Here is a 12,217-nt window from a genome sequence, read left to right on the forward strand (position 1 = left end):
CATGACTGAAGTCAGCCCCGTCGCCCGTCTCGCCGAACCCCTCAAATTTGCCTACTGGGTGCCCAACGTCTCCGGCGGCCTGGTGGTCTCCACCATAGAACAGCGCACCAGCTGGGACTTCGACTACAACAAAAAGCTTGCCCGCATTGCGGAAAATTCCGGCTTTGACTACGCACTGACCCAGACCCGCTACGCAGCGTCCTACGGTGCGGACAAGCAGCACGAGGCGACCTCATTTTCGCTGGCGCTGCTGGGAGCTACCGAACGCCTCAAAGTCATTTCCGCCGTACACCCAGGCATGTGGCACCCGGGGGTGCTGGCGAAGTTCATCATCACGGCAGACCACATCTCCAACGGCCGCGCTGCCGTGAACATCGTCTCCGGCTGGCTGAAGTCAGAGTTCGAGAACTTCGGTCTGGAATGGCTCGAACACGACGAACGCTACGTCCGAACCGAGGAATTCATCCGCGTGCTCCGCGGTCTGTGGACCGAAACCGAGTACAGCCAGGCGGGGAAGTATTACAACATCAATGAGTTCAGCCTGAACCCGGCACCGGTAGACGTTCCGGGGCGGGCCCACCCTGAGGTCTTCTTCGGCGGCAACTCCACAGCAGCCCAATCCACTGCTGGCCGCGTGGCTGACTGGTATTTCTCAAACGGCAAAGACCTGGATGGTTTCCGCGAGAACATCTCTGGCGTCCTGGCGTCATCCACGGACGCAGGCCGGGGTTCAGAGGGCGCACTGCCAGCACCACGCTTTGGCCTGAACGGATTCGTCATTGCCCGTGATTCCGAGAAGGAGGCCCGCGACACCCTTCGCGAGATTGTGGAAAAAGCCCACCGGCCCGCCGTCGAGGGCTTCCGTGACGCAGTGCAGGAAGCTGGCGCCTCCACGAAGGATGGCAAGGGCATGTGGGCCGATTCCAGCTTCGAGGACCTGGTCCAGTACAACGATGGCTTCAGAACCCAGTTAATCGGAACCCCTGAACAGATTGCGGAGCGAATTGTGGAATTCAAAAAGATTGGCGTGAACCTGTTCCTCACGGGTTACCTGCACTTCCAGGAGGAGGTAGCGGCCTTCGGAACGGACATCCTGCCGATTGTCCGCGACCTTGAGGCGGATCTTGCCCGGAGAAACGGCACCGAACTCGACCTCTCTGGCGTCTCCGCAGCCGCGTCGCTGGCGGCCCTCTGATGGCGGACCGTACTTTTGGCTTCCGCACCCGGGCACTGCACGCGGGCGGCACTCCCGACGCTGAGCACGGCGCCCGTGCCGTCCCGATCTACCAGACCACGTCCTTCGTCTTCAAAGACACCCAGGATGCCGCAAACCTTTTTGCGCTGCAGAAATACGGCAACATCTACTCCCGGATCGGTAACCCCACCGTGGCGGCATTCGAGGAACGCATCGCGTCCCTCGAAGGCGGTATCGGCGCGGTTGCCACCGCCTCGGGCATGTCTGCGGAGTTCATTACGTTCGCAGCCCTGACCCAGGCCGGGGACCACCTTGTGGCAGCGTCCCAGCTCTACGGCGGCACGGTGACGCAACTGGATGTGACACTGCGCCGCTTTGGCGTGGACACCACCTTCGTCGCAGGGACCGAACCTGCCGATTACGCCGCAGCCATCCAGGAAAACACCAAGGCGATCTTCGTGGAGGTCGTGGCCAACCCGTCCTCGGAGGTCCAGGATCTTGCGGGACTGGCAGCCGTGGCACATGACGCCGGCATCCCCCTGGTGGTGGATGCAACACTGAGCACCCCGTACCTGGTGCGTCCGCTTGAGCACGGTGCTGACATCGTGATCCATTCGGCCACCAAGTTCCTGGGTGGCCATGGCACCACCCTCGGTGGCGTGGTGGTCGAAAGCGGCAGGTTCAACTGGGGCAACGGCAAGTTCCCGGCCATGACCGAACCAGTAGCCTCCTACGGCAATGTTTCGTGGTGGGAGAACTTTGGCGAGTACGGCTTCCTGACCAAATTGCGTTCGGAGCAGCTGCGCGATATTGGCCCCGCACTGAGCCCCATGTCCGCATTTCAGCTCCTGCAGGGCGTTGAGACGCTGCCACAGCGCCTCGATGAGCACCTGAAGAATGCACAGGCAGTAGCGGAATGGCTTGAGGCGGATCCCCGCGTTGCGTACGTAAACTTTTCCGGGCTTCCCTCCCATCCGCACTACGAGAGGGCGCAGAAGTACCTTCCACTGGGTCCGGGATCCGTCTTCTCGTTTGGTGTCAAGGGTGGCCGCATCGCCGGGCAGACATTCATAGAATCACTCCAGCTGGCCTCACACCTGGCCAACGTCGGTGACTCGCGGACCCTGGTGATCCACCCGGGCTCCACGACACACCAGCAGCTGAATGCAGCGCAACTTGAGACTGCGGGCATTCCGGAGGATCTGGTCAGGATTTCTGTAGGCCTTGAAGATCTTGCGGATATTCTCTGGGATCTGGACCAGGCCCTGGAGATTGCGACAGGAACTGGATCCGGGACTTCCGCAGCAGGCCAGGAATCCCTGACGATTGGAGCCACCTCATGAGCACCGAATCCCGAACCTGGACCGGACCGTCTGCTCCTGAGAGACTGCAGCTGCTGCGCCAAGCGAAATCGATCGCCATTGTGGGTGCCTCGGACAAACCTTCGCGGGCCAGCTACTTTGTATCGACGTACCTCCAGTCGTCGACCAACTACCGGCTCTACTTCGTTAATCCGGTGGTGAAGGAAATCCTGGGTCAGCCCACGTACGCCTCTTTGGCTGACCTGCCGGAAAGTCCCGATGTAGTGGACGTCTTCCGCAAGGACGCTGACCTGCCCGGCGTCCTTGCGGAAGCAATCGCTGCAGGGGCCAAAACGCTCTGGCTTCAGCTGGGCTCGTGGAACGAAACAGTGGCAGCCGACGCCGAGGCCGCCGGACTGGACGTGGTGATGGACCGTTGCGTGAAAATTGAGCATGCCCGTTTCCACGGCGGTCTGCACCTGGCCGGGTTCAACACCGGCGTGATTTCCTCACGGCGCCAGATGCTGGCGTAGGCCCTTAGGACAAAGCCAAGGACCGGGGTCAGCCTGTTGGCTTGCCCCGGTCCTTGCCGTATCCGCTTAGTCTTGAATGCAGGGAACCCATAGGGTCCTCAGCCGTGCAGCCACACCATGCGGCCACGTCAAGGACTTTGGAAGGACTGCTGTGCCGAAAGATCTGGACCTCAATCTCGGCGGAAAAGAGCTGGTCCTGCACAACAGGTACGAGACCCTGTCGATCCTCAACGATGTGATGATCGCGCTGTGGTTCATTGCTGGCAGCATTCTGTTCTTCAATGAAAGCTCCACCATCACAGGAACCTGGCTGTTTCTCGCTGGTTCGGTAGAGCTCCTGATCCGTCCCGTGATCAGGTTAACCAGGAACATCCACCTGACAACAGTTTCGAGGAACGTCAACAGCAACGATTACTGAAGGGAAACTTTCAGTCAGCGATGAGGTCGTTGATCACAATGGTCTGATCGCGATCAGGTCCCACGCCAATTGCGGAGAAACGGGTACCTGAGACCTTCTCCAGCGCCAGCACATAATTGCGCGCATTCTCCGGAAGGTCCTCCAGCGTGCGGGCACCGGTGATGTCTTCTGTCCAGCCTTCGAAGTATTCGAAGATTGGTGTCGCGTGGTGGAAGTCCGTCTGGGTCATGGGCATTTCATCGTGGCGGACGCCGTCGACGTCGTACGCAACGCAGACGGGGATCTGCTCAATACCGGTCAGGACATCAAGCTTGGTCACGAAGTAGTCCGTGAATCCGTTGACCCGTGAAGCGTGACGCGCCAGAACGGCGTCGTACCAGCCACAGCGGCGGGGACGTCCGGTATTCACGCCGAACTCGCCACCGGTCTTCTGCAGGTAAAGACCCATGTCATCGAAGAGTTCGGTGGGGAACGGTCCGGCGCCAACACGTGTGGTGTATGCCTTGATGATGCCGATGGAGCGCGAGATGCGGGTGGGGCCAATGCCCGAACCCACGGAGGCGCCGCCAGCGGTGGGGTTGGACGACGTCACAAACGGGTACGTGCCATGGTCGACGTCCAGGAACGTGGCCTGGCCACCCTCCATGAGGACCACCTTGCCCTCGTCCAGTGCATTGTTGAGTACCAGCGTGCTGTCGATCATCATGGGACGCAGGCGATCGGCAAAGGAAAGGAAGTACTCCACAATCTCTTCAACCTCCACGTTGCGGCGGTTGTAGATCTTGACGAGGAGTTCATTCTTCTGCCGGAGGGAACCCTCCACTTTCTGACGAAGGATGGACTCGTCAAAGACGTCCTGGACCCGGATGCCCAGCCGGGCCACCTTGTCCATGTAGGCAGGTCCGATACCGCGACCGGTGGTGCCAATGGCGCGGCTTCCCAGGAAGCGCTCCGTGACCTTGTCCAGGACCTGATGATAGGGAGCCACTAGGTGGGCATTGGCGGAGACCCTCAGCTTCGAAGTGTCCGCACCGCGTGCTTCCAGCCCGTCGATTTCTTCAAAGAGTGCTTCAAGGTTCACCACGCAGCCGTTGCCGATGATGGGGACTGCGTTGGGGCTCAGGATACCGGCAGGAAGGAGCTTGAGCTCGTACTTCTCACCGCCCACGACAACTGTGTGCCCGGCGTTGTTTCCACCGTTGGGCTTGACGACGTAGTCAACCCGGTGACCCAGAAGGTCAGTGGCTTTTCCTTTGCCTTCGTCGCCCCATTGGGCTCCGACGATCACGATTGCTGGCATGGGATCCTCCCCCATTCTTTCGGGCCAGGCCGCGGTGGCTCAGCGCCGTACATGAAAATGCCCCGATTCCACCTGCCTCGACGCCTGTCAGTGGGCGAAGTGCGCACTGACAGTTCCGATTCGACGTGCAAGAGGTCCGGGGCTCTTACCACCCAAGTTTAGCGGATGGCGCCGACAGCGCATTTCGTGGGGCTTGCTAAACTGATAAGTGTCGGAGAGTTCCGGCCTTCCCTCTTCAACCCGCCCCTGGACCGGCGCGCTTCCCCGTGCCCGGACCCAAGACGGACGCAGCACCAGACATGCAGCACCAAATACGCAGGAGAAACAGCCCTTCATGACCGCACCGGCATCCGAAAACATCCGCGAAACGCTCCTCAGCCGCAGGTACGAGCCCTCGGTTGGCGCCGTCAACGAACTCTGTGACGCCCTGCAGGCCACAAAGCCTGGCACGACCGTGCCCTACGTGGATCCCATCCACGACGTGGACGAATGCCGCATCATCAGCCTCTACTCCAACATTGGCGAGGCAGACGAATCCGGGTTCACTGTTCCCGGTGACGCAGAGGCCGTCACCCGCATGCTGGGTCTGCAGTGGCAGCTGGGCCTACGACCGGAATACGTTATGCCCTGGAACACCCACCCCTGGCACACACCCGGTGAGCCCAACGGCAAGTTCACCCCGGATCAGGTCTCCGCTGGGCTCAAGCCACTGCTGAAGTTCCTGGCTCTGGTTCCCCGCGCATCCGTTATTGTTGCTCACGGCGCGGAAGCCAACCGCCTCGCCACCATGCTGCTGAAGACCGAGGTTCCACTGCTGTGGCGCCGTGGCCTGAAGACCTACAAGGTGCGCTCCCTGAGCGGCCGCGCGTTCGCAGGTTCACCTGCACGCCAGGAAGAATTCCTCGCCGACATGCGTGTTGCCTACACAGATGCCATGGCCCGGACGGGCCTCGCCAAGGCCTAGGTGCCCCCCTCCACCCCAGCGTGATCGAAGGCGTGGTTGATCCCACGCTGCAAGCCGCTGGCGCCATGCTCTGAGTTCGCGGGAGAGGTACCGGGGTCGCTGGAACGCTCCAGCGAAAAAGCGCCGCTCCCGCGAACTCGATGATCGCGGCGCACTCCTCCCGCGAACTCGATGATCGCGGCGCACTCCTCCAGCGAACTCGATGACCGCACAGGGACACCGGACACCACGACGACGGGCGGCCACCTCCGCAAGGAAGGTGACCGCCCGTCGTCGTACGTCAGTCAGAAGTCAGCCACAGCTCAGTGCCCAGCAGTGGCCTCGATAGCTGCCTGGGCAGCGGGATCGGACTCTGCCAGGAACTTCTGGATCCGGGCGTGTTCGTCAGCCTCATTGATGGCGCCGGATGCGCGCCCCAGCGAGTACAGCGCACGCAGGAAACCCTGGTTCGGCTGGTGCTCCCACGGGATGGGCCCGGTTCCACGCCAGCCATTGCGGCGCAGGGAGTCAAGGCCACGGTGGTAGCCCACGCGCGCGAAGGCGTAGGACTCGATGGTGCGGCCTTCGTTCCAGGCTTCCTCTGCCAAAACGGCCCAGAGCAGGGAAGACGTGGGGTTTGACTCGACGAGGTCCAGGGCTTCCTGCCCGGCATCAAGCTGGGCGTACACCTCGGTCTCGGCCGGGAGCAGGGTGGGCTCCGGCGCCATCAGGTTTTTGCGGAACTCGTCAGACATCAGGAAAACGTCTTGCCCAGCGAGCCGAGCTGGCGAGCTGAATCCACGATCCGTGCTGCCATGCCGGCTTCTGCAGATGCGCCCCAGACGCGGGGGTCGTACATCTTCTTGTTGCCGACCTCGCCATCAACCTTCAGGACACCGTCGTAGTTGGCAAGCATGTGACCGGCCACTGGACGCGTGAAGGCGTACTGGGTGTCGGTGTCGACGTTCATCTTGATGACACCAAAGGAAACAGCGTCGGCGATTTCCTGGTCAGAAGAACCAGATCCGCCGTGGAAGACCAGGTCGAACGGCTTGTCCTTGCCGAGCTTGGCACCAACTTCAGCCTGGATCTGCTTGAGCAGCTCCGGGCGCAGCTTCACGCCGCCGGGCTTGTACACGCCGTGGACGTTGCCAAACGTCAGTGCCGTGAGGTAGCGGCCGTTTTCGCCAAGACCCAGCGCCTCAATGGTTGCCAGCGCGTCAGCAGTGGTGGTGTAGAGCTTCTCGTTGATCTCGTTCTCGACGCCGTCTTCTTCGCCACCAACGGTGCCGATCTCAACTTCGAGCATCATCTTGGCTGCAGCCGTGCGCTCCAGGAGTTCCCGGCCAATGCGCAGGTTCTCTTCGAGGGTCTCATGCGAGCCATCCCACATGTGGGAGTTGAAGATGGGGTCCCGGCCAGCCTTGACGGCTTCTTCGGAGGCGGCCAGCAGCGGGAGGACGAAGTCTTCGAGCTTGTCCTTGGGGCAGTGGTCAGTGTGCAGGGCGATGTTGACGTTGTAGCTCTTGGCAACTTCGCGGGCAAATGCGGCGAAACCCAGCGAACCGGTAACCATGTTCTTGACCGAAGCGCCGGACCAGTACGCCGCACCACCGGTGGAGACCTGGATGATGCCGTCGGACTCAGCCTCAGCAAAACCACGGATGGCGGCGTTGAGGGTCTGGGATGACGTGACGTTCACGGCGGGGAAAGCGAATCCACCAGCCTTGGCACGGTCAATCATTTCGGAGTAAATCTCTGGGGTTGCAATGGGCATGCTGACTCCTATGCTCAGATTCGTCTATGGGCCGATAGCCCTGGAATAGACCGCTTACGGCTAGGCACCATCCTAGCCATCCTGCGCTCCGCGTGCGCCCGGTTACGTTTGCCGCCTCTACGCATCGATGAAGCGAGGGAGACTAGAGGCCCTGGTTGAACACATGCCGGCGAATCCAGGCGTGCATTGCTATGGCGGCAGCGGATGCTGCGTTGATGGAGCGGGTGCTGCCGAACTGTTCAATGGACAGCGTGTCCAATGCAGCAGCGTGGACCTCGGGACTGAGTCCTGGTCCCTCCTGGCCGAACACCAGCACGCAGTTCCGTGGCAGTTCGTAGGTTTCCAGCGGCACGGAGTCGGGGAAGATGTCGATGCCGATGATCTGCAAGCCCTCCCCCTGCGCCCAGGCGACAAAATCCTCAACGGTGGGGTGATGGCGGACGTGCTGGTACCTGTCGGTGACCATGGCCCCGCGCTTGTTCCACCGACGTCGCCCGATGATATGGACTTCCTTGGCGAGGAACGCATTGGCGGTCCGCACCACCGTTCCAATGTTGAGATCGTGCTGCCAGTTCTCGATGGCGATATGGAAGTCGTGCCGCTTCGAATCGAGGTCCGCCACAATCGAATCGTGTTTCCAATACCGGTACTTATCCACCACGTTGCGCCTGTCGCCAGCGGCCAGCAACTCCGGATCCCAGTGGTCTCCAGCAGGATAGTCACCCTCCCAGGGTCCCAGCCCCACTTCAGCCACGACGGCGGGCTCCGTTACCTCCGCTGCCGTGGTGGGATCTTTTGGCTGCGGGGTTTCCTGCGTCTGGTTCACGGTTCAACACTAGACTGGGTTGCGTGGGACGATGCACCGCACCGGCTCCACGGCACCCACCCCACCATCTTCGGAGGACGTCATGGCAGAAGCAGAACAGGGCACCCCCACCCCCACGGTCTACCGCAATGGCCAGGAAATCGAGTGCTGGCTCACTGACATGGACGGCGTACTGGTCCACGAGAACCAGCCGGTTCCCGGAGCCGCAGAGCTTATCCAGAGGTGGGTTGATACATCCCGCCGGTTCCTGGTGCTCACCAACAACTCGATCTACACCCCCCGCGACCTTGCGGCCCGACTGCACGCTTCCGGGCTGGAAATCCCTGAGGAGAACATCTGGACCTCGGCGCTCGCCACTGCGCAGTTCCTCAAGGACCAGGTGCACGGCTCCGACTCCGGCAATCGCGCCTACACCATTGGCGAGGCAGGACTCACGACGGCGCTCCACGAGGCCGGTTTCATCCTCACCGACCAGAATCCCGACTTTGTGGTGCTGGGGGAAACGCGCACATATTCTTTCGAGGCGATCACCATGGCTATCCGGCTGATTCTGGACGGAGCGCGCTTTATCGCCACCAACCCGGATGCCACTGGACCGTCGAAGGACGGCCCCATGCCGGCCACCGGCGCCATTGCTGCACTGATCACCAAGGCTACCGGCCGCGAGCCCTACATTGTGGGCAAGCCGAACCCCATGATGTTCCGCTCCGCCATGAACCGGATCGATGCCCACTCCGAGACCACCGCAATGATCGGTGACCGGATGGACACGGATATCATCGCTGGCATGGAAGCCGGGCTGCACACCGTGTTGGTGCTCTCCGGGATCACCCAGCGCGAGGACATTGCCGCGTACCCGTTCCGCCCCAATCAGATCCTGAACTCCGTGGCGGACCTCAAGGACCAGGTCTAGGCGCCAGCGGAACCCAGGAACACCGGCCGCGCTCAAAATGCCGTGGCCGGTGAACTTCCCTTAGGGAGTGGGAACGATTCGTCCAGGATCTGGGTGATCAAGGGGCGGTAAATAAACGGGTTCCACTGCGGGCTGGCATGGGCGGGGCGCGCACCAGTTGTTTGCAGGCCGGCCGAGACCATGTTCTGGGCGAAAATTGTGGCCCAGGCTGCGCTTGCGGTGAAGTACCTGACGGTTGTATCCGCCGGGCTGCCCAAATATGCCATCTTGGTCTGCCCCAGCCTGCCCGCAAGCGGGGCCGCTTCAAAGTGAAAAATATACGCCGACTCGGTCTGCACCAGCACACTCGATGGAGCGATGGGTGAGAGCTGTTCCAGGCTCTGGTCCAGGATCTGGCGCCATGTACGCTCATTTTTGTGAATTACGCGTTCGCCCAGCTCGTAACTGCCCCGCAGGACGGAGGGAACCCGGAAACCCGATTCATAGAGGAAGACGACGCCGTCAAACCAGCTCTGGTCCAGGACGTCATTGCGGGTACACGGGGTGGAGTCCAGCAGGATCATGGCAACCTCGATCCCGTGCTCCTCCCGCAGCTGGACGGCCACCTGAGTCGCGAGCATGCCGCCGAAGCTGTGCCCATAGAAGTAAAGGGTGGTGATCTGTTGCTCTTCGACGTATGCGAGGAGCGCTGCGACCACGTCGCTGACCTCGAGTCCCACGTTGGAATAGCCGACGGCGGCGAGCCGGGCCCGCTTGTTAAGGGCTCCACGGAGGGAGTTGAGGATCCACTGGGCTTCCTCCCAGCTCGTCTTGAAGCCTGGAAACAGGAACCAGCTGGCGTTGGGGTGGTACGAATCAGCGAAGTCATCCTGCACCGGAAGAATAGCTGTGACGCGGCGCTGGGTCTGGACCCGCCGGGTAAAGAGCATGTCTGCTGCCAGCAGGGAAGAGATGCTTGTCCCGACCAGAAACTTCCGTCGGGAAAATTTGCGCAGGGCTTCTGCCTGCTCCAGGAGCCTGGCAGAGGCAGCAATCTCTTCCCGGTTGTGCTCCACACATCTACCGTATCGGTACCGGCTCTCTCCTGCTGCCGCAGGGCGGCCCGTTGGGTCAGGATCCGGTTACCCACCAGTCGTTGAGGCCAAGGAGTCAGCTCGACAGTTCTTCCCGGCGGTCGAGTTCTACGGCGATTGCTGCGTATTCGGCGAGGAAGTCCGCGCTGCGCTGGCCCGGGGCGTCTTCCATGCGGGCGAAGGCCTGGTCACTGGCCATCAGCAGCTCGTCATCCGTGCGGTCTGAAAGGTGGCATTCGTCGAGTGGACTGTTCGCTTCAGTCAACCCGGACAGGCCTTCCGCCCGGGCAAGAGCCACCGGGGAATCCGCAGCGGGGGAAAGTGCCGTTACCGGGGCAATGCCCTGACCGGAAACCTGGGCCAGAATGTCTGTACTGCGGTCCATAGGAACTCCAAAGTGAGTGCTGCTATGGCCGTTTACTCAACCGGTCTGAGCGTAACCGGCAGGGCATGAATCACCAAACTATTTTCCGCAGGGCGGACAATCCCTATCCCACCTGGCTCTGGCTGGGCGCATCGAAGTGCGTTGCCACAGGGGTCCCGCCACCCACCGAAGCCACCAGGGACTTGGCCAGGTCACGCAGTTTTGTATTGCTGTTGGATGCCGCCTTGGTCAGGATCTGCACTGCAGCTTCCTGGCTGCACCGGTTCTGGGCCATGACAATCCCCACCGCAATATCGATGGCTGTCCGGGACTCCATGCTGGCCCGGAGGTTGGTGGCTGTGTCGTTCTGAACAGCAAAGCGCACAGCCAGCCGGAGCGCCTGCGAGACCTCGCGGGTATATTCGCGAGCCCGTTCCCTGGCCTGGTCCGTGAACTTGTTGGGTACATCGGAGTAGAGGTTCAGGGCAGCTTTGGCGTCTCCCTGCAGATGGAAGGGTACGGAAAGGACCGAACGCAGCCCACGTTCGGCCACGGCCATGGCGTAGTCGGGCCCAAACCGATCTTCCTCGTGCAGGTCCGCGATGTAGACCTCGCGCTCCTCCTGTGCAGCTGTGAGGCACGGCCCCTGAGACAGGGAGTACTGGATTTCATCCACCGACCGCGCCTCTGGGCTGCTCCACCCGATGGTGGCAGCCTTCCTGTCACGGAGCAGCGTGATGCCACAGTAGGCGTCCTCCCCGCCGTCGGCAGCGGCATGGGCGGAAAGCCGTGCAAGCTCATTGAGGAACGCTTCAAAATCGGCGCTTTCCAGGATCAGATTCTGGATCTGAATCACTGACATCGCGACTTCCGCAGACTCAGTCATTGTGGTTTCTCCACTGGTAATTTTGTTGGATCCAACAAAGAATAGACCGCCCTGGATGCCTCAGGCGAGACCGAGTTCATCCTTGCCGAAGGCAAACAGGTAGGGGACGCCGGTTTCGGCTTCAATTTTTTCCTTGGCACCCGTGTCACGGTCCACGATCACTGCAACTGCAACAACGTTGCCGCCAGCCCTACGGACACCTTCGACGGCGGTCAGCGCGGATCCACCGGTGGTGGACGTATCCTCAAGGACAAGGACGTTGCGGTCCACGACGGAGGGACCCTCCACCTGCCGGCCCATGCCATAGGACTTCTGGGCCTTGCGCACCACGAAGGCGTCCACTGGACGGCCAGCGTCAACGGCGGCATGCATCACGGCCGTACCCACGGGGTCAGCACCCATGGTGAGTCCACCCGCGCACTCAAAGTCCACACCGGCGTCGTCCACCAGGGACAGCATGACCTGACCCACCAGCTTCGAGGCCTCATGGTGCAGGGTGATCCTGCGGAGGTCAATGTAGTAATCGGCTTCCTTGCCGCTGGAGAGAGTCACTTTGCCGTGGACAACTGCCAGTTCCTTGATGAGTTCAAGGAGGCGAGCGCGGGCTGCGGCGGAATCAGCTGTGGTGGTCATGGCCTCCAGTTTACCGGGCAGCGGGAGTGTTTGTGCCCGGCAAACCGGCCCGGGG

At 61.5% G+C, this 12,217-nt stretch carries 15 protein-coding genes; 6 read left to right on the forward strand and 9 right to left on the reverse strand.

Features of this window, described 5'->3' with window-relative positions:
* Nucleotide 1 precedes the first annotated feature (1 nt).
* The 4 genes from sfnG (at nt 2) to QMG79_RS08595 (ending at nt 3,447) form a co-directional block, all read left to right on the forward strand.
* Complete coding sequence (sfnG, locus tag QMG79_RS08580; RefSeq protein WP_283538175.1) at nt 2-1,195, forward strand: dimethylsulfone monooxygenase SfnG; 1,194 nt, start codon at nt 2-4, stop codon at nt 1,193-1,195.
* Entirely contained in the window at nt 1,195-2,538 is a 1,344-nt protein-coding gene (locus QMG79_RS08585) for an O-acetylhomoserine aminocarboxypropyltransferase/cysteine synthase family protein (protein ID WP_283538176.1), read from the forward strand. The genes sfnG and QMG79_RS08585 overlap by 1 nt, the downstream gene beginning before the upstream one ends.
* The gene (locus QMG79_RS08590; protein ID WP_283538177.1) at nt 2,535-3,029 is read left to right on the forward strand and encodes a CoA-binding protein; all 495 of its coding nucleotides are present in this window, start codon (nt 2,535-2,537) and stop codon (nt 3,027-3,029) included. The genes QMG79_RS08585 and QMG79_RS08590 overlap by 4 nt, the downstream gene beginning before the upstream one ends.
* 151 nt (nt 3,030-3,180) lie before the next feature.
* Nucleotides 3,181-3,447, forward strand: coding sequence for a YrhK family protein (locus QMG79_RS08595; protein ID WP_283538178.1), 267 nt, complete (start codon nt 3,181-3,183; stop codon nt 3,445-3,447).
* A 10-nt stretch (nt 3,448-3,457) separates the two neighbouring features.
* On the opposite strand, the gene QMG79_RS08600 is transcribed toward QMG79_RS08595, so the two are convergent.
* Nucleotides 3,458-4,747 (reverse strand): adenylosuccinate synthase, encoded by a 1,290-nt coding sequence (locus tag QMG79_RS08600; RefSeq protein WP_283538179.1) that lies wholly within the window; start codon nt 4,745-4,747, stop codon nt 3,458-3,460.
* Between the two features lie 334 nt (nt 4,748-5,081).
* Here QMG79_RS08600 and QMG79_RS08605 point away from each other — a divergent pair, with 334 nt between their 5' ends.
* Nucleotides 5,082-5,711 (forward strand): uracil-DNA glycosylase family protein, encoded by a 630-nt coding sequence (locus QMG79_RS08605; RefSeq protein WP_283538180.1) that lies wholly within the window; start codon nt 5,082-5,084, stop codon nt 5,709-5,711.
* Here the strand turns inward: QMG79_RS08605 and QMG79_RS08610 are convergent.
* The 4 genes from QMG79_RS08610 to QMG79_RS08625 all read right to left on the reverse strand — a co-directional run bounded on the left by QMG79_RS08610 (nt 5,708) and on the right by QMG79_RS08625 (nt 8,293).
* On the reverse strand, nt 5,708-5,923 hold the full coding sequence (locus tag QMG79_RS08610; RefSeq protein WP_283538181.1) for a hypothetical protein: 216 nt from the start codon (nt 5,921-5,923) through the stop codon (nt 5,708-5,710). The two genes, QMG79_RS08605 and QMG79_RS08610, sit on opposite strands and share 4 nt — an antisense overlap.
* Before the next feature lie 90 nt (nt 5,924-6,013).
* Nucleotides 6,014-6,445, reverse strand: coding sequence for a DUF3151 domain-containing protein (locus QMG79_RS08615; RefSeq protein ID WP_283538182.1), 432 nt, complete (start codon nt 6,443-6,445; stop codon nt 6,014-6,016).
* Complete coding sequence (fbaA, locus tag QMG79_RS08620) at nt 6,445-7,467, reverse strand: class II fructose-bisphosphate aldolase (RefSeq protein ID WP_283538183.1); 1,023 nt, start codon at nt 7,465-7,467, stop codon at nt 6,445-6,447. The genes QMG79_RS08615 and fbaA overlap by 1 nt, the downstream gene beginning before the upstream one ends.
* A 142-nt stretch (nt 7,468-7,609) precedes the next feature.
* Nucleotides 7,610-8,293, reverse strand: coding sequence for a TrmH family RNA methyltransferase (locus tag QMG79_RS08625; RefSeq protein WP_502934724.1), 684 nt, complete (start codon nt 8,291-8,293; stop codon nt 7,610-7,612).
* Nucleotides 8,294-8,375: 82 nt separating this feature from the next.
* Here QMG79_RS08625 and QMG79_RS08630 point away from each other — a divergent pair, with 82 nt between their 5' ends.
* Complete coding sequence (locus tag QMG79_RS08630; RefSeq protein WP_283538184.1) at nt 8,376-9,206, forward strand: HAD-IIA family hydrolase; 831 nt, start codon at nt 8,376-8,378, stop codon at nt 9,204-9,206.
* A 32-nt stretch (nt 9,207-9,238) separates the two neighbouring features.
* Here the strand turns inward: QMG79_RS08630 and QMG79_RS08635 are convergent, their stop codons facing one another.
* The 4 genes from QMG79_RS08635 to pyrE form a co-directional block, all read right to left on the reverse strand.
* A complete protein-coding gene (locus QMG79_RS08635) occupies nt 9,239-10,261 on the reverse strand; it encodes an alpha/beta fold hydrolase (protein WP_283538185.1) in 1,023 nt (340 codons plus the stop codon).
* Between the two features lie 94 nt (nt 10,262-10,355).
* The gene (locus QMG79_RS08640; RefSeq protein ID WP_283538186.1) at nt 10,356-10,664 is read right to left on the reverse strand and encodes a hypothetical protein; all 309 of its coding nucleotides are present in this window, start codon (nt 10,662-10,664) and stop codon (nt 10,356-10,358) included.
* Nucleotides 10,665-10,767: 103 nt separating this feature from the next.
* The gene (locus tag QMG79_RS08645) at nt 10,768-11,529 is read right to left on the reverse strand and encodes a GAF and ANTAR domain-containing protein (protein ID WP_283538187.1); all 762 of its coding nucleotides are present in this window, start codon (nt 11,527-11,529) and stop codon (nt 10,768-10,770) included.
* Between the two features lie 60 nt (nt 11,530-11,589).
* Nucleotides 11,590-12,162: an orotate phosphoribosyltransferase gene (gene pyrE / locus QMG79_RS08650; protein ID WP_283538188.1), complete on the reverse strand. Its 573-nt coding sequence runs from the start codon at nt 12,160-12,162 to the stop codon at nt 11,590-11,592.
* Nucleotides 12,163-12,217: the final 55 nt, after the last annotated feature.

Source organism: Pseudarthrobacter sp. PS3-L1 (assembly GCF_030063285.1).
Classification (GTDB): Bacteria; Actinomycetota; Actinomycetes; order Actinomycetales; family Micrococcaceae; genus Arthrobacter.